General features: G+C 38.6%; 19 protein-coding genes. 13 read left to right on the top strand and 6 right to left on the bottom strand.

Features of this window, described 5'->3' with window-relative positions; translation table 11 throughout:
- The first annotated feature begins 7 nt into the window (after window positions 1-7).
- Together B7E05_RS14560 and lpdA are read left to right on the top strand one after the other, a co-directional pair.
- Entirely contained in the window at window positions 8-1,279 is a 1,272-nt protein-coding gene (locus tag B7E05_RS14560) for a dihydrolipoamide acetyltransferase family protein (protein ID WP_080874883.1), read from the top strand.
- Between the two features lie 4 nt (window positions 1,280-1,283).
- Window positions 1,284-2,690 (top strand): dihydrolipoyl dehydrogenase, encoded by a 1,407-nt coding sequence (gene lpdA / locus B7E05_RS14555; RefSeq protein WP_080874882.1) that lies wholly within the window; start codon window positions 1,284-1,286, stop codon window positions 2,688-2,690.
- 321 nt (window positions 2,691-3,011) lie between these two features.
- Here lpdA and B7E05_RS14550 read toward each other — a convergent pair whose 3' ends face one another.
- On the bottom strand, window positions 3,012-3,392 hold the full coding sequence (locus B7E05_RS14550) for a hypothetical protein (RefSeq protein ID WP_080874881.1): 381 nt from the start codon (window positions 3,390-3,392) through the stop codon (window positions 3,012-3,014).
- 362 nt (window positions 3,393-3,754) lie between these two features.
- Window positions 3,755-5,383, bottom strand: a complete 1,629-nt coding sequence (locus B7E05_RS14545; RefSeq protein ID WP_080874880.1) for a BCCT family transporter — start codon at window positions 5,381-5,383, stop codon at window positions 3,755-3,757.
- 697 nt (window positions 5,384-6,080) lie between these two features.
- Between B7E05_RS14545 and B7E05_RS14540 the strand changes: the two genes are divergently transcribed.
- From B7E05_RS14540 to B7E05_RS14530, 3 genes are read left to right on the top strand one after another with little or no spacing between them, the layout of a single operon-like run.
- A complete protein-coding gene (locus B7E05_RS14540; protein ID WP_080874879.1) occupies window positions 6,081-6,968 on the top strand; it encodes a polysaccharide deacetylase family protein in 888 nt (295 codons plus the stop codon).
- A 20-nt stretch (window positions 6,969-6,988) separates the two neighbouring features.
- On the top strand, window positions 6,989-7,957 hold the full coding sequence (locus tag B7E05_RS14535; protein ID WP_080874878.1) for an NAD(P)H-dependent flavin oxidoreductase: 969 nt from the start codon (window positions 6,989-6,991) through the stop codon (window positions 7,955-7,957).
- Window positions 7,954-8,223 (top strand): UPF0223 family protein, encoded by a 270-nt coding sequence (locus tag B7E05_RS14530; RefSeq protein ID WP_080874877.1) that lies wholly within the window; start codon window positions 7,954-7,956, stop codon window positions 8,221-8,223. Before B7E05_RS14535 ends, B7E05_RS14530 begins: the two co-directional genes overlap by 4 nt.
- A 45-nt stretch (window positions 8,224-8,268) precedes the next feature.
- On the opposite strand, the gene B7E05_RS14525 is transcribed toward B7E05_RS14530, so the two are convergent.
- Entirely contained in the window at window positions 8,269-8,901 is a 633-nt protein-coding gene (locus tag B7E05_RS14525; protein WP_080876322.1) for a YktB family protein, read from the bottom strand.
- A 236-nt stretch (window positions 8,902-9,137) separates the two neighbouring features.
- On the opposite strand from B7E05_RS14525, the gene B7E05_RS14520 reads away from it, so the two are divergent.
- From B7E05_RS14520 to B7E05_RS14510, 3 genes are all read left to right on the top strand, one after another.
- Window positions 9,138-10,499 carry a transposase gene (locus B7E05_RS14520; RefSeq protein ID WP_080873175.1) on the top strand — a complete coding sequence of 454 codons (1,362 nt, stop codon included), beginning with the start codon at window positions 9,138-9,140 and terminating at the stop codon, window positions 10,497-10,499.
- A gap of 254 nt (window positions 10,500-10,753) precedes the next feature.
- Entirely contained in the window at window positions 10,754-10,942 is a 189-nt protein-coding gene (locus B7E05_RS14515) for a hypothetical protein (protein WP_080874876.1), read from the top strand.
- Window positions 10,943-11,121: 179 nt separating this feature from the next.
- Complete coding sequence (locus tag B7E05_RS14510) at window positions 11,122-11,928, top strand: inositol monophosphatase family protein (RefSeq protein ID WP_080874875.1); 807 nt, start codon at window positions 11,122-11,124, stop codon at window positions 11,926-11,928.
- Here B7E05_RS14510 and B7E05_RS22190 read toward each other — a convergent pair whose 3' ends face one another.
- Complete coding sequence (locus B7E05_RS22190) at window positions 11,929-12,102, bottom strand: DUF5325 family protein (protein ID WP_179134545.1); 174 nt, start codon at window positions 12,100-12,102, stop codon at window positions 11,929-11,931.
- 155 nt (window positions 12,103-12,257) lie between these two features.
- On the opposite strand from B7E05_RS22190, the gene B7E05_RS14505 reads away from it, so the two are divergent.
- On the top strand, window positions 12,258-12,566 hold the full coding sequence (locus tag B7E05_RS14505; protein ID WP_080874874.1) for a YlaH-like family protein: 309 nt from the start codon (window positions 12,258-12,260) through the stop codon (window positions 12,564-12,566).
- 86 nt (window positions 12,567-12,652) lie between these two features.
- Here B7E05_RS14505 and B7E05_RS14500 read toward each other — a convergent pair whose 3' ends face one another.
- Window positions 12,653-12,856 carry a YlaI family protein gene (locus B7E05_RS14500; protein ID WP_080874873.1) on the bottom strand — a complete coding sequence of 68 codons (204 nt, stop codon included), beginning with the start codon at window positions 12,854-12,856 and terminating at the stop codon, window positions 12,653-12,655.
- A 164-nt stretch (window positions 12,857-13,020) separates the two neighbouring features.
- On the opposite strand from B7E05_RS14500, the gene B7E05_RS14495 reads away from it, so the two are divergent.
- Window positions 13,021-13,299, top strand: a complete 279-nt coding sequence (locus B7E05_RS14495; protein ID WP_080874872.1) for a hypothetical protein — start codon at window positions 13,021-13,023, stop codon at window positions 13,297-13,299.
- Between the two features lie 57 nt (window positions 13,300-13,356).
- On the opposite strand, the gene B7E05_RS14490 is transcribed toward B7E05_RS14495, so the two are convergent.
- Window positions 13,357-13,803, bottom strand: a complete 447-nt coding sequence (locus tag B7E05_RS14490) for a hypothetical protein (RefSeq protein WP_080874871.1) — start codon at window positions 13,801-13,803, stop codon at window positions 13,357-13,359.
- Between the two features lie 298 nt (window positions 13,804-14,101).
- Between B7E05_RS14490 and B7E05_RS14485 the strand changes: the two genes are divergently transcribed.
- The 3 genes from B7E05_RS14485 (at window position 14,102) to pyc (ending at window position 19,545) form a co-directional block, all read left to right on the top strand.
- A complete protein-coding gene (locus B7E05_RS14485; RefSeq protein WP_080874870.1) occupies window positions 14,102-14,383 on the top strand; it encodes an Fpa/YlaN family protein in 282 nt (93 codons plus the stop codon).
- Between the two features lie 540 nt (window positions 14,384-14,923).
- Window positions 14,924-16,108: a putative lipid II flippase FtsW gene (gene ftsW / locus B7E05_RS14480; RefSeq protein WP_080874869.1), complete on the top strand. Its 1,185-nt coding sequence runs from the start codon at window positions 14,924-14,926 to the stop codon at window positions 16,106-16,108.
- A complete protein-coding gene (gene pyc / locus B7E05_RS14475; protein WP_080874868.1) occupies window positions 16,105-19,545 on the top strand; it encodes a pyruvate carboxylase in 3,441 nt (1,146 codons plus the stop codon). Before ftsW ends, pyc begins: the two co-directional genes overlap by 4 nt.
- Window positions 19,546-19,559: the final 14 nt, after the last annotated feature.

The following is a 19,559-nucleotide window of genomic DNA, read 5'->3' as shown; positions in this document are numbered from 1 at the left end:
CAAACTCATGGCATTTAATTTTAAATTACCCGATATCGGTGAAGGAATTCACGAAGGCGAGCTTGTTAAATGGTTCGTAAAAGAAGGCGACGAAGTTAAAGAAGATGACGTGCTTTGTGAAATTCAAAATGATAAATCCGTCGTTGAAATTCCATCACAGGTAGACGGAACAGTAACGAAGATTCATGTGGCTGAAGGCGAAGTTGCTGTTGTAGGCGATACATTAATTTCATTTGATGCAGAAGGTTACGATGATGAAGAAGAGGAAGATACAAAATCGGAAGATACTTCTTCTGAGTCAAAAGAAGAAAAAGCTGAAGAAAGCATGGAACAAGCGTCGGGCGATGCATCAGGATCTGAAGATGACACTCGCGTTATTGCGATGCCTTCTGTCCGTAAATTCGCACGTGAAAATGACGTGAATATTAAAGATGTACAAGGCAGCGGCAAAAATGGTCGTATTACAAAAGAAGATGTAGAAAGCTTCTTAAGTGGAGACCAAACGGAAGCTTCTTCTGAATCTGCAGAAACAGCAACTTCTGAAGGTGCACAGGCAGCAGCTGCTCCACAAGGTGAGTACCCAGAAACGCGCGAGAAAATGACAGCGATGCGTAAAGCCATTGCAAATTCAATGGTGAACTCTAAATCAAAAGCACCGCATGTTACCTTGTTGGATGAAGTGGACGTAACGGACTTAGTAGCACATCGTAAGAAATTCAAAGCTGTTGCAGCAGAGCAGGATATTAAGCTGACTTATCTGCCATATGTCGTAAAAGCATTAATTTCTGCATCGAAGAGATTCCCGATTTTGAATTCTTATATTGATGATGCAACCGACGAAATTGCGGAAAAACATTATTATAATATCGGAATTGCTGCAGACACAGATCGCGGACTTTTAGTACCTGTTGTCAAAAATGCAGATAAAAAATCTATCTTTGAAATTTCCAGTGAAATCAATGAATTGGCAGTAAAAGCGAGAGATGGTAAACTGAAACCAGACGAAATGAAAGGGGCTTCTAATACGATTACCAATATTGGTTCTGCTGGCGGTCAATGGTTTACTCCTGTATTAAACTATCCGGAAGCAGCTATTCTCGGAATCGGTCGTATTGCAGAAAAACCTGTCGTTCGTGATGGGGAGATTGTTGTAGCACCGGTTCTTGCATTGTCCTTAAGCTTTGATCATCGTATTGTTGATGGTGCGACTGCACAAAATGCATTGAACCAAATCAAACGTTTATTGAATGACCCACAATTAATTATGATGGAGGCGTAAATTCATGGTAGTAGGAGATTTTCCGGTAGAAGTAGATACACTTGTCGTTGGTGCTGGTCCAGGAGGCTATGTCGCTGCAATCCGCGCGGCACAGCTTGGACAAAAGGTTACAATTGTTGACAAAGGACCTTTAGGCGGCGTGTGCTTGAATGTTGGATGTATTCCTTCCAAAGCACTTATTGAAGCTGGACATAAATATCAAAATGCCAAAGGAACTGACGAACTGGGGATTACAACAGAAAATGTAAGTCTTGACTTTTCTAAAGTACAAGAGTGGAAAGGTTCTGTTGTAAATAAGCTTACTTCTGGTGTTCAAGGGCTCTTAAAAGGAAATAAAGTAGATATTGTAAAAGGGGAAGTTTACTTTATTGATGAGCATTCAGTAAAAGTTGCTGGTGAAAAAGACTCTCAAACGTATAAGTTTAACAATTGTATTCTTGGTACGGGCTCTTCACCAATTGAAATTCCTTCTTTCAAATTCTCTGAAAGAGTATTGGATTCTACAGGTGCATTGAACCTGTCTGAAGTTCCAGAGAAACTAGTTGTTATTGGTTCTGGTTATGTTGGAACAGAACTTGGTACAGCTTATGCAAACTTCGGGACAGAAGTAACCTTCTTAGAAGGCGCAAAAGATATTCTTGGCGGATTTGAAAAGCAATTGACACAAGTTGTTAAAAAAGAGCTGGATAAAAAAGGTGCTAAAGTTGTTACGGAAGCAATGGCTAAAGGTGCTGAAGAAACAGAAAACGGCGTAAAAGTGACTTATGAAGCAAATGGTGAAGAAGAAGTCATTGAAGCTGACTATGTATTGGTTACAGTAGGCCGCCGTCCAAACACAGAAGAACTTGGCTTAGAACAAATCGGCGTTGAAATGGATGACAAAGGTTTGATCAAAGTGGATGAACAAGGCAGAACTTCTGTAGAAAGTATCTTTGCCATCGGTGATATTGTTCCTGGTCCGGCGCTTGCGCATAAAGCATCTTATGAAGCGAAAATTGCAGCGGAAGCAATCAGCGGCGAAAAAGCAGCAATTGATTACAATGCCATTCCGGCGGTAGCATTTACTGAGCCTGAGTTGGCAACAGTAGGTTTATCAGAACAAGCTGCGAAAGATGAAGGGTATGATGTAAAAGCATCTAAATTCCCATTTGCAGCAAATGGACGTGCACTATCATTAAATACATCAGAAGGATTCCTGAAATTAATCACCCGTAAAGAAGATGGTCTTATCATCGGCGGGCAAATTGCAGGTCCAAATGCAAGTGATATGATTGCTGAAATTGGATTGGCTATTGAATCTGGTATGACGGCAGAAGATATCGCACTAACAATCCATGCTCATCCTACATTAGGTGAGATTACAATGGAAGCTGCAGAAGTTGCTTTGGGTACACCAATTCATACAATGTAAGAGCAAAAGTGGTAAGTGTCCGCTTCAAAACGGAGAAGCTGCGCCCCTGTTTTTGGGGCGGTTGAATTTCCTTTATTTCTTGTGATAAAGGAACCTCACGATGAGGTAACGAACCGATGACTTATCGCAGGGCATAAGTAAGACTTTACTTCTGTCTGCGTCTGTCGGCTTGCTCATCGTAAGTCTTCTTTATAATTGCTTAGACAAAGAAAAATGCTCCGGGGATATCCCCGGAGCATTTTTTAATGTTTTATATAAGTAAGACGTGATAGAAATGGTGTTTTTTATGCTATCTATCCATTCTGAAGGCGCTTTTCCATATTAATAAACCAATTGATCATCCGTATTTACAATGGACTCCAATGTCTTCATAAGGTCTCCATACGACATGGCATTCTCACTCGAGTAAATAACCGATTCGTCTTTCAGTAAATAAATACTGTTATTATTTAATGTATAATCTGAAGGTAAGTCCTGATTGCCCATGGTACGCTTTTCTGGACTGCTAATTTCTTCTGGATACTTTGCCTTCAAATCAATGAATGTATTCATATAGCCTTCGTTATCTTCCTCTGGGGGAACATAAATCACTTGATAGTCTGTAAATTGAAATTCGATAACTTGTAAGTCCTCTTCAGCCTGACAGCTATTTAACAGGGACATGAAGACAGATAATAGTAGAATGATACCAATTTTCTTCATTCTATGTCACCTCTTCCCGAAAACAAAAGCAGCTTCTTTTATTTTCGTTCGCTATATTTAGCTTAACAAATAAATTCACGAAATCAGCAGATGTTATAAAATAGTAAAGAAAATGATATCAGAGTAACATTCGTTTGTAGCAAAGTGTAATACTTTTTAAAGAAAAAGCAACATACCATGGAAATGTATGCGTATACAGCTTGGAGGATACGGATAAAAAGGATATCATTATGACCGAAAAGAAGACGGCATTAAAAACGCTCCTTAAGTTATCATTAAGATACTTAAGGAGCGTTTTTAATGCACATCATTTTTATTTTGCAGCAGTATAAAGCCTATTTTTAAATACTTTATTTTAGAAATTAAAAGTTGTCTTTGTTTTCTTCATCCTTATCAGGCAGTGTTTTTTGGAATCCTTCTTTCATTCTTCTTATTTCTTTTCTCTGATTTTCCCGGAAGCTTGGATCATATCTGCGTTGTCTGGCTTCCAATGTTAAAATCTTATGCTCACTTCTCAGTGCTTTGAAAAGTGAAATTGTCATAAGAATCATTAAGAAGGCAAATGGGAATGCTGCAATCAGCATGGCCATTTCTAAGGCGCTTAAACCACCAGACCATAATAATACGGTAGCAATCGCCGCTAAAATGATTCCCCAGATAACTTTTACACCCATATTCGGATTTAGTTTACCGCCTGTTGTAAGCATACTGAGTACAAAAGTTCCTGAGTCGGCAGAAGTGATAAAGAAACAAGATATCAAGAGTACTGCAATACCGATAACAATGGAAGACATCGGTGAAGACTCAAGGAAAGCGAATAAAGCTACTTCTTCTCCCAGTTCGTTCATTAACTGATAAATTGATCCGCCTTGCGAAATATCCATATCTAATCCTGCTATACCAAAAACAGAGAACCAGAAGGCACTGAATATCACCGGTACAGCAGTTACTCCGATAACAAATTCACGAATTGTTCTTCCTCTGGAAACCCGGGCAATAAATGTTCCGACAAATGGGGACCAACCAATCCACCATGCCCAATAAAATAGTGTCCAATCATTTAGGAATCCTCTATTTCCTTCAAATGCATTTGTACTAAATGTCATACTAGGGAGATTCTGCAAATAATTTCCCAACGTAGTTGTAAAAGTTTCGACCATTTTTGTCGATGAACCTAAAACAAATACAAACACCATCAATCCAATAGCAAGAACAACGTTAGTCCAGCTCAGATAGCGAATTCCTTTGTTGATTCCTGTCGTAGCAGAAAGCATGAATAGGGCTGTAATAACTATAATCACAATCATATTCACTGTGAAGTTATTTGGAATCCCTTCAAACGTGAAATTTAACCCTGCTGTAATTTGTGTTGCACCGAGCCCGAGTGACGTTGCAATCCCAAATACAGTAGCAAATACCGCAAGTGTATCAATAGAAATTCCCAGAATTCCTTTTGTACGGTCACCAAACAGTGGTGCAAAAGCAGAACTGATTAGAGCTGGAGCCCGATGACGGAATTTAAAATAAGCAAGTGCTAAAGCAAGTACTGCGTAAGTTGACCATGGGTGAAATCCCCAATGAAATACGGTATAACGTAATGCTTCTTCTGTTGCAGCCGTCGTTTCAGGATCTGCAGTAGACGGTGAATAATAATGAGACACAGGTTCTGTAACACCGTAGAATACGAGGCCAACCCCCATACCAGCGGTGAATAAAAACGCAAACCAAGTAAAATAGTTATATTCCGGCTCATCATCCGGTTTACCTAGTTTAATTTTTCCGTATGGTCCAAAGATGAGGAACAATGCAACAATAATGAAACCTGTAGTAACCAGCATATAAAACCAGCCAAAGGTATCCGAAATAAAACCATCAATTATCCCTAGTACGTATTCAACATTTGCAGGGAAAAAAGTTCCCCAAATAAGAAATATAAGTATCAATGTTAAAGATACCCAAAAAACGGGTGTGAGTGTTTTCGATTTAATAATTATGACCTCCTTATAATTTGGAAAGTAAGTAGATTAGAGGGTGCTATCATTACCCATTCCGTTTAATCGTTGTTATTTTGGAAAGTTCAGCTGATTTGTACAGTTTATTATTCCCTTGAAGGGGGTGATTATCCGGAAACGAACAAGTAAGATGAAACAATCCAAAAGAATAAAATATAATTTTAATTTACACTGTTTCCCGGAATAGGCTTCCAGACTTTTCAAATGATGTTTACAAATAAGCATGAAGTCGGTCAAATTGCTGCATTTTAACATAAATAATCCACTGCCCAGAGTAATTGTATGTTATGTTTGGACTGGTATTAAACCAATTCACTGCGCCTCTTTATCAGAAAAAATACCTTTATCAGACTATCAATCCTTTAACCTTATTGTCAACTGTTTTATCGAATAAGGAATTTTAAAATTGTATAAGTCTTATGTCCATGCTTTACACGTTTTGGATTCACATCAGCCCTCTCCGTTTCCTAAATGTATAAGAATAGGACAGCAGTTCTTTATGTGCTGTATATTCTTCTTACATATTACTTTGTAAAATACCCATTCTCATAAAAACAAAACATGTTTCGACTTTTTTCTTAAAAAACACAATCGTCATACACTGGTTGCCCATTATAAAAAACTAACCTATAATTAAATCAGAATTTAGTAATAAATAGGGGAGGTTTTTGATAACATGTCACGAAAAAATGTACTTATTGTCGTATTGTTTTTGATGTTCGGCATGGTGGCAGCGTGCAGCTCAAATAATAACGAAGAGAGCAGTGCGGAACAATCAGAGGATGAAACAGAAGAAACAGAAAATGATTCAGAGAGCCAAGAAAATGAAAGCTCTGATGAAGACGGAACAAATGAAGAAGAAGCGGAAGAAGGAAGTGAGGAGGAGAGCGCAGAAAATCAAGAACCGATTTATTATATTGATGAAGAAACAGCTTCTATCCATCCTATTGATGACGCGGATGAAGATGTTGTCCTTCTCACTATTGATGATGCGCCGGATGAGTATGCGATGGAAATGGCTGAAACATTGCAGGAAAAGGATGCGAAAGCAATTTTCTTTGTCAATGGCCACTTCATTGAAGATGAGGAAGGGCAAGAAGAATTAAAAGCTATTCATGACATGGGATTTCCAATTGGTAATCATACATATTCTCATCCTGTTATTCCAGATATCCCTGAGGATGAACAGACAGAGGAGATTGTCAGTCTAAACGATAAAATTGAAGATATTATTGGAGAACGTCCTGAATTTTTCCGTGCACCGCATGGCGCTAATTCCGATCATTCACGTGAGGTCGTCAAAGATGAAGGAATGGTTTTAATGAATTGGACATACGGCTTTGATTATTTTGAGCCTTATGAAGATGCGGACAAATTAAAAGAAGCTCTGATTTCAGGAGAAGCGCCTGAAATAGGTGAGGATCAATCATTGCTTCATGCAGGTTCGAATTTGCTTATGCACGATCGTGAATGGACGAATGAAGCTTTAGGGGATGTTATTGATGGTCTGAGAGATCAAGGTTATGAGATAGCGGATCCCAACTTAATTGAAACATCAGAATAGAGTCAGGTGGAGGGAAAAGCGTGTATCAAACAAGGATAACCAAGCTGTTAAATATAAAATATCCAATTATTCAAGGTGGATTGGCATACTTGGCATATGCTGATTTGGCTGCGGCAGTGAGCAATGCGGGAGGACTGGGACAGGTTACGGCAATGAGCCTGGCCTCTCCTGAAAATCTGCAGAAAGAAATACAAAAGGTAAAACAGTTAACAGACCGGCCATTCGGTGTAAACTTTGCTATTGGTCAGCACGGCAGAAAGTATGACCATATGGTAAAAGTCGCTATAGAAGAGCAAGTACCTGTTGTTTCCGTTACAGGTGGAAATCCTGCCGGTGTATTAAATATGTTAAAAGACCACCCTATCAAAAAACTTGTATTGGTTGCATCTGTCAGACAGGCAGTGAAAGCACAAGAATTAGGTGCGGATGCTGTGATGGTTGTCGGACAGGAAGGCGGGGGCCACTTAGGAAGAAGTGACACCGGCACCATTGTTCTAGCTCCACAAGTCGCAGATGAACTTGATATTCCTGTTATTGCATCCGGCGGTATCGTTGATGGAAGAGGGCTGATGGCTGCACTTGCGCTTGGAGCAGAAGGGATTGAAATGGGGACAAGGTTTATTGCAACAAAGGAAGTTCAGGCGCATATAAATTATAAAAAAGCGATAGTGGCTGCGGGAGAAGGAGATACCGTTGTTATTAAACGATCCTTAGGTACCCCGGCAAGAGCTCTCAGAACCCCTTTTACAGAAAATATTTTATCCCTTGAAAACAAGTACGAGAATAATTATGAGCAGTTAAAGAATTATATTAGTGGAGAGGTAAATCAAAAATATATCGCTACCGGTGAAACGACAGCAGGTTTCGGTTGGGCCGGTCAAGGGGCAAGCCGTATTCATCAAATTTTGAGTGTGAAGGAAGTAATAGATACCATCATACAGGAAGCGGATCAGGTGAAAGAAAAATGGAATAAAGAGGTGTCAAAATGAATTATGCATATCCCATGGATGAGACATGGTCGACGAATGAAATTATTGATGTCGTTAATTTTTTCTCATTAATCGAACAGGCATATGAAAAAGGTGTAAGACGAGAAGACCTACTTTCTTTATATCGCCGTTTCAAAGAGATTGTTCCGTCAAAAAGCGAGGAAAAACAAATATTTGAAGAATTTAAGCGGTCTTCCGGATATTCCAGCTACCATGTTGTGAAAAAAGCAAGAGAGTCTGATGAAACGCTGATTTCCATGAAATAAATACACCCCCTTAAGCATGAAAATTGCTTAAGGGGGTGTATTTACTTATGCATCTCGACTGTCAATTGCTAATTGATAAAGCGGGAGCAGCTGTTCATATGTTTCCGTAATGGTGGCAAATAATTCTTTATCATTTTGTAAAATGGGATCATCATAGGATAAATGCCTGCCAATTAAAAATTCTGCTTTTTTCACGTCCCGAAAACGTTCTAAATCCTTTTCAGATAACGCTTCTAAGGAAACCGCATCTTTTTTTGTATGGTCTAATGAAACAACAAATGATGCAGGAAGCTTTTTGATTTCCTCAAAATGATCTAAATAGCTTTCTGCAATTTTTTGTTTGTTCGGTAATTCATAAATAAGTGCCAGCCAAATAAATAAATGATCATCAAATAATCCAACTTGGAAATGGGGATGCTTTTTATATCCTCTTTTATTATCTGCAATTGCCAACCATGTGTCATTAGGCGGATGAACACTTCTGCGTGCGTGTCTCGCAATATGTAAATAAAGCTCCTGATCTGTTTTCTCTGACAAATAGGAGACAAGTTCTTCACCTATTGCTTGAAATTTTGGCTGGATTCTTTTCTGTATAGCTTCCATACGTTCATCTAAACCATCAATGGTAAACGTTTGAAAATCTTCTTTTGTAAAGTGACGTAATTCCACAAATGTCATCCTTTCTTTCATTGTAAATCCTATTGCTAATATAAATTATTATTCTTTATCTGTACAAAGAAGTCAAGCCAGAGCAGAAAATGGAAAAAGCCGATCTTTTTACAAATGAATGAATTTCATAATTCTTATCCCTTGTGCCCCAATGAGTTCAGGACATGAAAAAAGAAGTACCTCCCCAAATCTTGTATAATGGTAGTTGACAAGAAAACCATAAAAAGACTGGAGGAGTACTTCTTATGACCATTATACGACAACCGAGCCTATTTGGCATCCAAGAATTATATGACATGGAACCTACCCAAAAATATGAAGCGATTATTTCAGCGATTGATCTGGATCTTATTTATCATGCGATTAATAAGAAATCCCGGCTGGGAGCGCCTGTTGAGCTAAATTATGCAGGGATGATTATTTCCTTTTTTATTCGCTACATCGAACGCATCCCAACGATCAAAGACTTAATCAAGCGTCTCAATGATGACTTTATCTTTAAAATGAACTGCGGATTTCTGGTTTCCGACGCTATTCCATCAGAAGCTGCGTATTCTCGTCTCGTAACGAAACTGAGTGAATCAGATATTTTAGAAAAATCCTTCGAAAGCGTAACGCTGGCAGCTGTCACAGAAGGGTTTATTGCCGATGAAGTCATTGCCATTGATGCCACCCATTTTGAAGCACGAGATAAGGCACCCGTTCAAAAAGAAGAAAAACCGGAAGCTGCGCCCAAAAAGCGTGGGCGTAAATCCAAAGAAGAACGCGAACAGTACCTTCAAGAACAAGCAGAAAAGGAAGCAAACCTGCCATTGTATGAAAAGAAAATCGAAGCACAGTTAGACGTTCCGTTAGACATCTTGCGTGCAGAAGTACCACTAGCCCCCAAATGGGGTGTGAAAAAGAATGCAGACGGTAAAAATGAATACTGGTTTGGCTACAAAGGACATCTCGCAGTTGGTACATCAAGCCAGTATATTCTACAATCCTTGTTTTCATCTGGCAGCTTAAATGATGGAAAAGCCGCTATCGCCTTATTAAAGGGAACGGACCAGCGCCTTCCTCTTACCACTGTTCATTATAATACGCTAGATGCTGGTTACGATTTCGAGCCGATTTATGAACAGATTCATCGCATGGGACAACAGTCTGTCATTGCCTATAATAAGCGCAATGAAGGCGAAATGATTGGGTTTGATAAGAATTTTGCCCCAACCTGTTTTCGAGAACATTCCTATAAATATGATAGCTTTGATCCAAAATACGAAACATTGAAATATACCAGACCAAAGGAATGCAGCGACTGCCCACTTGCGAACGAAGGTATCTGTCAAAAAGTGTATAAAGTCAAGATAACTACGGATTTAAGACGTTATACTGCGCCTGCACGCGGATCAAGAGCTTGGAAAAAGATTTTTAAACAACGGACAGCAGTAGAACGTGTCAATGCTTATCTGAAAGAGTTCTATCAGCTAAACAATGTTCGTTATCGTACTGGAAAGCGTGCGAAAGTCCATTTTGATATGGTCGCTTTGATTTATAATGCTTCCAAATTAGCTGCGGATCGCATCCAAGCTGAGCTTATTCAACAACAACAAACTGCATAATTTTGTTTTTAAAAATACACTTTCGAAAATTCGGTTCGTCTTTGTATTTTTAAAAAGAGCAATTATGAAATTCATTCAAATAAGAAAAGGTTTTAATTTGATGATTAAGGGGAATAGAGTGGTAACAATAAACCAAATTTATTGTTCAGGGTGAACAATTCATCCGGTAAATCATAATATATAACACATACATGAAACGAAAATAACAATCGGCTCGCAGTTGGAAAATGACCCCTCTCATAAGGAGTGATAGGATGAAATATGTGATGGAAGCTCTCCGACGGAAAGAAGCAGAAGAACGTCTCCCTGTCATTAAATTAGAGATTGATTATGAATTGGCAACATTATACGATGCGTTGCAGGAAAAAGATACGGTACAAATCATTAAATCAAAAGAGAAATTAAAACAGCTCAGTGAACAGTGGATGAATCTTATGGATTAACATCCATCTCGCCTACCCTAATATATAGCAGCTTTCTTGATGAGAAAGTGCATATTAGGGTTATTTGTTGATTATATGAAGCAGGCGCCTTTCACTTAAGAATGGAATGGCTGGGATTGGTTTAATAGAGAGCAGTCTGATAAAATAAGTGTAATTGCACTTTTGGGAGGCGATGTATAATGGATCAGCAACAAAGACAGGAAATTTATGAAACAGCAAAACAATGGATATACGAAGCAGGCGCCCAAATTCGCGGGCACATGAATGAACCTTTAGATATTGAAACAAAATCCAATCCGAACGACTTGGTAACGATACTGGATAAACAGACGGAAAAGTTCTTTGTAGATCGTATTCATCACCGTTACCCGAAACACCACATTATTGGTGAAGAAGGATTTGGAGATACCTTATCCCATGTTGACGGAACCATATGGATTATTGATCCGATTGACGGTACGATGAACTTTGTCCATCAAAAACGAACATTTGCTATATCTATTGGTATTTTACATAATGGCGTAGGTGAAATCGGGTTTGTTTATGACGTCATGGATGATATTTTATACCATGCTAAGCGTGGAGAAGGTGCTTTTAAAAATGATAGCCGGTTAGCTCCGCTGGATAAGGAGAAAAAAATCAAAGAAGCCATTGTCGGGATGAATCACTTTTGGTTGTGCGATAATAAGGTAGTGGATTATCCCGTGATGCAAAAATTTGTGCGTACAGTAAGAGGCACACGGACTATCGGATCTGCAGCATTAGAACTGGCGCATGTTGCGGAAGGCATACAAGACGCTTACCTGGCATTAAGTCTTGCGCCGTGGGATGTGGCAGGTGGAATTATATTGAATACAGAAGTTGGCGGAGTTGCCGGTGACGTTGACGGGAATCCGTGGAATCCGCTGGAAAGGTCACCTGCTGTCGTAGCCAATCCTGCAATACACGACTATATTATCGAATTTTTAAAGGAAGGAAGGAAGTAATTATCCCTTCCTTTTTTTCTTTTTGGATATGCCGTATCCGAAGACTGCGAATGCAAGAATAATGCATAAAATGATAGCCCATACACTTCGTAAAGCAATCGCTAATGCAACTAAAATAAATAACAATACGACAAGACATGCTAATAATAGCATTGGAATATCTAATTTCTTCATTTTTCAACCGCCTTTGCTATCTGTCCACAAAATAGTATAAAGCATATAACCATGAACTTCAAAAAACATACATATAATTTTTCATTTTTCTCTAGTCATATGAAAGCACTTTTAGTATGATAAAGGAAGCGCATAGATAAGGTGGCATGTAAACGATGGTATTTGATTATGTCTTTGAAGTAAATGGAACAGATAATATTTTCTGGATTTTTTATGTAATGAACCTGATTCTTTTAGCAATCGCTTATCAGCTTGGGTTTGCTAAGAAGCTCCCGATTGGGAAAAATATTATTGTGTACATATTATTAATGATTGGCACATTTGTTATAACCATTTTTTCAACGGTTATGCAGATGCCGACGATTGAGTGTTTAATTGTTATTATTTTAGTTTTGGGCATTTATCGTTTTCGATTACATCGTGAACGAAAACATCGTAAAGAGGTAAAGGAAGAGAACGTATAAAATTGGATACGGATTACATGGCAAAATAAAAAAGCAGGAACTTCTATACGGGTTCCTGCTTTTTATATGAAATAAAGAAAAGCTGCTTACAAGTAGTCATCTACTTTCTTATCTTCTTGATAGAAGCGGAAATTTCCTGTTGCCAGCCTTTTTTTCGTATTCTCTTCAATGCGTTTATAGCATGGGGTACATAAATGAATATTTTTTCTGCGGTTACGTAACCTTTTCGCATGCAGTGAATCTTTGTCTATTTCTTCCACTTTATCACAAATGGTACATTTAACCTGCATGTTTCCACCTCAATTCGGTAAAAATAATGAAACAATACCTTTTATAAATATAGTATAGCATATTTTTTCATCCGAAATAAATTATCAAAGTTTGAAATCCTGAGAAGCGGGAATGATAAGATTAAAGATGAAAGAAATGTCTGATTGTTTGAAAGGATGATAGGATGAAAAAAAGATATGTTGTATCAGCGTTAGGTGCAGTAGGAGCAGGAGTCGCCGGAGTATTATTGTCCGATAGAAAAAAACGGAAAAAAGAAAACTCGGCCACTGAAACATTGCGGGTTTTTGAAAATGCAGGAAAACCTGATCAATTTGAAGAAGACGAATTGGACCAGCTTGAAAACGCTAAAATGGTTTCTGAAGGATCTCAATTTGGAGTACAATATTATAATGAAAAAAAGGATGAAATGAATCATCTGTCTCGGAAAAATGAAAATAAATAAAAAGGAGTCCGCTTGCTAATTTGTATGAAACATACGGCAAGCGGACTTTGTTGATAATTAATGAACATGAATTTCTTTAATAAATTTAATCGGATTATCTTTATTAGATCCGTCCTTATCGTAAAAATGAACTGGACCATCTTCAAAAAGCGGCTTGCCTTCCAATGAAAAAAGCAAATAGCCGTTTTTGGCATCTTCTAATGATATTTTTTCATTTTCACCACTGCTTTTAATAAATTCTATTTCCCGGGCGTCCTTTTTTGGTTCTGCGTTGTTCAGAAAATCATGTAATGGAATCACATAACTATTTTTTAAATATTCTTCTCCTTCCATCTTGGAGATGCTCCGATTTACCGGCGGCTTATGAAAAATGGATGTGCTTGTCTCTCCTTCTTCTTTTTCAATAAAAGCATGCTCCAGTTCCACTTTTCGATCATCGAAAATCCATACAGTCGGATCAAGCGTGATCGGATATCCTACGTTTCCTTTAATCATGACAATCATCTTATTTTATCCCCCTAAGTTCATTTCAATTATATACAAGTACTACAAGCTAATATACGGAAGCGCTTGCTTCTTAAATACAGTTTGCACATACTTCCAATTACAAGAATAGCAAAGTTCGAGATGACTTTCATCTATTTTATTTCGGTTGATAACGATAACATGTGTCAAAATCCATCTGTTATAAAAAAGAATAAGCAATGTAAATTTAACAGAATACTTAAGTTAAATTTGCATTTTTGCGCTTGGAGCGATAATATTATATAAAGAATGATAATATGCGGAGGGGATTATATTGATGCCTGATGTAACGATTAATCACCGTGAAAAAGCCCACGCTCTTTTGAAAGCTGATGCTGACAAGATACTTCGTTTAATCGAGGTTCAGATAGAAAATTTAACAATGCCTCAATGTCCTGTGTATGAGGACGTACTGGATACACAAATGTTTGGTTTATCCAGAGAAATTGATTTTGCCGTCCGTTTAGAACTGATTACGGAGCATGAAGGGCGAAATCTATTGGGGAACTTGGAGAAAAAGCTGAATATACTGCATGAAGCTTCACAAGATACTTTGTGATTATCACTGTCTATGACTGTTACAGTACAACATAAAACTTTGCCAATGTAAGGAGCGGCAAGGTTTTTTTAAAAGATAAGCAAGTACAACGATTATTGTTTGTTTATCCTTATGAAGGTGTAGTTGCATGTTTGAGCGCTAAGCCAAAAAAGGGGGTTCGGCTGACGGTCGAAACACACTGCGAAAATAGAGACTGTTCGTTCTTTATTTTTTAACAGAGGGGCTTGCGCTTTTTTCTTTTGGTATAAGCAGCAGAAGAAGAGGCTGTTTAGGGCTTGTTGAAACTTTTTAAAAAGAAAAAGCATCGGCAAAATAAACATAGCATCGTAACATATGTACAAAGTAAGTGAAGGAGAAAATGCAAGGTGAGAAAACGATAGCCTTGGACTTCGAATGAAATCTTTTAGAGCTCCCTATTGTTTTGTATATGTTAAAAAATGTATACTGACAAATGAGAGATAAAAATAACAGCTCTATAAACAAATATGATATACTGTTAAAAATCTCTTAAACTTACATAGTGACTAGGAGAAAAATATAATGTTAAAAAATTGGAAACACTTCGATTTCACATTGATGATTACACCAATTCTATTAGCTAGTTTTGGCATCGTGATGGTATATAGTGCAAGTATGGTGTTAGCTGTTGTAGAAGGATCAGACAGCAGCTTTTATCTTAACAGACAAATAATATTCTTTATTGTTGCCCTGATAGGATTTGTGATTACATCCTATTTGCCTTACCAAATCTACCAAAGGATAATGAAAATAATTATTATCACTTGTATTATCTTGCTTGTGGCTGTTCTTTTCTTTGGGGATACAGTTAATAATGCAAGGTCGTGGTTCCGGTTTGGTCCATTTAGTCTGCAGCCTGCTGAGGTTGCCAAGCTTGGTCTGATTATATATTTGTCTGCGATTTATTCAAAAAAGCAGGCTTATCTGGATCAATTCAGTAAAGGGGTATTGCCACCGCTTATTATCACAGCAGTGGTACTTGCATTAATTGTTGGCCAGCCGGATGTTGGAACAGCGGCCATTATTTTTTTAATGGCATGTTCGGTTATTTTTGCTTCTGGTATTAAATGGAGGCATTTATCTATTCTTGTTTTTGCCGGATTGCTTTTGCTGGCATTTGCTATTCCAAACATGGTAACAGAAGAAAGGCTTTCCCGTTTCACGGGTGCTTACCAGCCGTTTAATTCTCCGGATTTAAATGGGTACCAATTAATCCAATCCTATGTTGCGATTGGTGTTGGCGGTTTAACAGGAGAAGGGTTGGGTCAAAGCATTCAAAAGCTGGGCTTTCTGGTAGAAGGCCATACAGATTTTATTATGGCTATCATTGCAGAAGAACTCGGGTTTATAGGCGTGGCTATTGTTTTAGGATTATTAGCTGCGATTGTCTTTAGAGGACTTTATATTTCAAGAAAATGCCAGGACAGCTTTGGTTCATTGCTAGCACTTGGAATTTCATCAATGGTAGGCATTCAAACTTTTATTAATTTAGGCTCAATCAGCGGGATTCTGCCAATCACTGGCGTCCCTTTACCTTTTGTCAGTTATGGAGGATCTTCCTTGCTTTTCATGATGATAGCTGTGGGGATTCTTAATAATATAGCTATGCAAGTTAACCAGAAAGATAGTGAAAAGGAAGAACTGGCACCTAAAGCCGGCTTATTTCATAGAAAATCTATCAATTCGAACAGAGGTGGTAAAGCATGAGTGATTTGAAGCAAATGAACAAAGTATTAGTTGCAAACAGAGGCGAAATTGCGATACGTGTATTTCGGGCTTGTACCGAATTAAATATTCGCACGGTAGCTGTTTATTCCAAAGAAGATTCTTCTTCTTTTCACCGATTTAAAGCAGATGAAGCTTATTTAATCGGTGAAGGAAAAAAACCGATTGACGCATACTTAGATATTGAAGGAATCATCGCTTTAGCAAAAGAAGTGGACGTGGATGCCATCCACCCCGGGTATGGATTTCTTTCCGAGAACATTGAATTTGCAAAAAGATGTGAAGAAGAGGGCATTATTTTTATTGGCCCTACCAGCGAACATTTAAATATGTTTGGAGATAAAGTAAAAGCAAGAGAACAGGCACTAGCTGCAGAATTGCCAATTATACCGGGCAGTGACGGCCCTGTTTATTCTTTAGAAGAAGTAAAGGCTTTTGGAGAGAAACATGGCTATCCCATTATTATTAAGGCTTCACTTGGCGGCGGCGGAAGAGGAATGCGTGTTGTCCAGGATGCGGATGAAGTAGAGAATGCTTATGACCGCGCAAAATCGGAAGCAAAGGCTGCATTTGGTAATGATGAAATTTATGTAGAAAAATTAATCGAAAATCCGAAGCATATTGAAGTACAAATTATTGGCGATAAACAAGGGAATATTGTTCATTTATATGAAAGGGACTGTTCTGTTCAACGCCGGCACCAGAAGTTGATCGAAGTAGCTCCGAGTATTTCGTTGAATGAGGATTTACGAGAAGCGATTTGTCAGGCGGCTGTTGATCTGATGGAAAATGTCAATTATATCAACGCCGGTACGGTGGAGTTTCTTGTTACGGATAATGAATTTTATTTCATCGAAGTTAATCCGCGTGTGCAGGTAGAACATACCATCACAGAGATGATTACGGGAGTCGATATTGTTCAGACACAATTAAAAGTTGCTGATGGTTTTGGTCTGCATGATAAGGCAGTTGGTATTCCGGAACAGGATAAGATTACAACGCAAGGGTATGCGATCCAATCCCGTGTGACATCGGAAGACCCGTTAAATGATTTTATGCCTGATACCGGAAAGATTAATGCATACCGCAGCGGCGGCGGTTTTGGTGTCCGTTTGGATGCCGGCAATGCCTATCAGGGAGCAATTATTTCCCCTCACTACGATTCGTTATTGGTGAAGGTTTCTACATGGGCACTTGATTTTGAGCAAGCTACAATTAAAATGGTGCGAAATTTAAAAGAATTCCGTATCAGAGGAATTAAGACAAATATTCCATTTCTTGAGAACGTGATGTTACATGATCAATTTTTATCAGGAGCATATGATACGACGTTCGTTGATAAAACACCGGAGCTATTTATTTTCCCGGTACGACGTGACCGTGGAACAAAAATGCTGACGTATATTGCGAATACAACATTAAATGGTGTGGACGGGGCAGAAAAACAAGAAAAACCCGACTTTGATAACATCATTATTCCGGATACGCAAGATATAAACACACAACCTGGAACAAAACAAATTTTAGATGAACGTGGTCCGGAAGGGTTGGCAAAATGGCTCAAAGAGCAAAACAAGGTGATGCTGACAGATACAACATTCCGTGACGCACATCAATCATTGTTGGCTACTCGGGTTCGTACCAATGATTTATTGCATATTGCCGAGCCGACTGCAAAATTACTGCCTAATCTGTTTTCTGTAGAAATGTGGGGCGGGGCAACGTATGATGTAGCTTACCGTTTCTTAAAAGAAGATCCTTGGCAGAGACTGCTGCAACTAAGAAAACGTATGCCAAATGTCCTGTTCCAGATGTTGCTTCGTGCAAGTAATGCGGTTGGATATAAGAATTATTCAGATAATGTGATCGAATTATTTGTGAAGAAAAGTGCGGAAGCAGGCATCGATGTTTTCCGAATTTTCGACAGCCTGAACTGGGTGGAAGGAATGCAGGTAGCTATCGATAATGTCCGCAAAACCGATAAAATTGCAGAAGCGGCTATTTGTTATACCGGTGATATCTTAGATACAGGCAGACAAAAATATGATATTGATTACTATAAAAATATGGCAAAAGAATTAGAAACAGCCGGTGCACATATTTTAGGAATTAAAGATATGGCCGGATTGCTCAAGCCGGAAGCTGCTTATCAGCTGGTCAGCACATTAAAAGAAACAGTAGATATTCCGATTCATTTGCATACGCATGATACAAGCGGAAATGGTGTCTATGCTTATTCCAAAGCGATTGAAGCAGGCGTGGATGCGGTAGATGTTGCGGTCGGTTCAATGGCAGGAACAACGTCACAGCCGAGTGCGCAGTCTCTATACTATGCTTTAGATGGAACGGAGCAGCAGCCAGAGCTGAATGTTGAAAAGTTTGAAGAGATTGGGCAGTACTGGGAAGGCGTGCGCCAGTACTACAAAGATTTTGAAAGTGGTTTGAAGGCGCCGCATACGGAAATCTACCATCATGAAATGCCGGGCGGTCAGTACAGTAATCTGCAGCAGCAGGCAAAAGCTGTTGGGTTAGGTGATCGCTGGAACGAAGTAAAAGCGATGTTCCGTCGAGTGAATGATATGTTTGGAGATATTGTCAAAGTGACTCCATCTTCCAAAGTCGTGGGAGATATGGCACTCTTTATGGTGCAAAACGATTTAACAGAGGAAAGCCTTTATGAAAAAGGGGAGTCCATTGATTTTCCTGATTCTGTGATTGAATTTGCACAAGGATATATTGGACAGCCTTATCAAGGTTTCCCGGAAAAACTCCAGAAGCTGATTTTGAAAGATAAAGAACCGATTACCGTCAGACCAGGTGAATTATTGGAGGATGTCGATTTCGAGGCTATGCGTGATACGCTTTATAATGAGCTGAATCGTCCAGTCAGCAGTCATGATTTAATTTCAAATGCACTTTATCCAAAAGTATTCAAAGACTACGAAGACTTCTTGAATACGTATGGGGATATGTCTGTGTTAGATACGCCGACTTTCTTCTATGGTATGAAACTGGGTGAAGTCATTGAGGTAGAGATTGAAAAAGGGAAAACACTCATTGTCAAACTGGTTTCGATTTCTGAACCGAAAGAAGACGGGACACGAGTTGTTTATTTTGAACTAAATGGACAGACACGTGAAATTACGGTTCGTGATAACAGCATTGAGTCTGCTATTGCAGCCAATCCGAAAGCAGATAAATCGAATCCGAAACATGTAGGTGCGACAATGCCTGGAACCGTTCTTGAGATACATTGTGCAAAAGGGGATACGGTTAAAAAAGGACAGCATCTGATGACAAATGAAGCCATGAAGATGGAAACGTCTGTACAAGCTCCATTAGAAGGGGTTATCAAGGATATTCATGTTCAGGCAGGAAGCTCGATTGGTGTAAATGATTTATTAATTGAACTGGAATAAGGAAAGTAAAAGGA

This window comes from Oceanobacillus timonensis, from assembly GCF_900166635.1.
In the GTDB taxonomy this organism is placed as follows: Bacteria; Bacillota; Bacilli; order Bacillales; family Amphibacillaceae; genus Oceanobacillus; species Oceanobacillus timonensis.
Note: the sequence above shows the minus strand (reverse complement) of the source record. Positions and strands in the feature narration are given on the sequence as shown.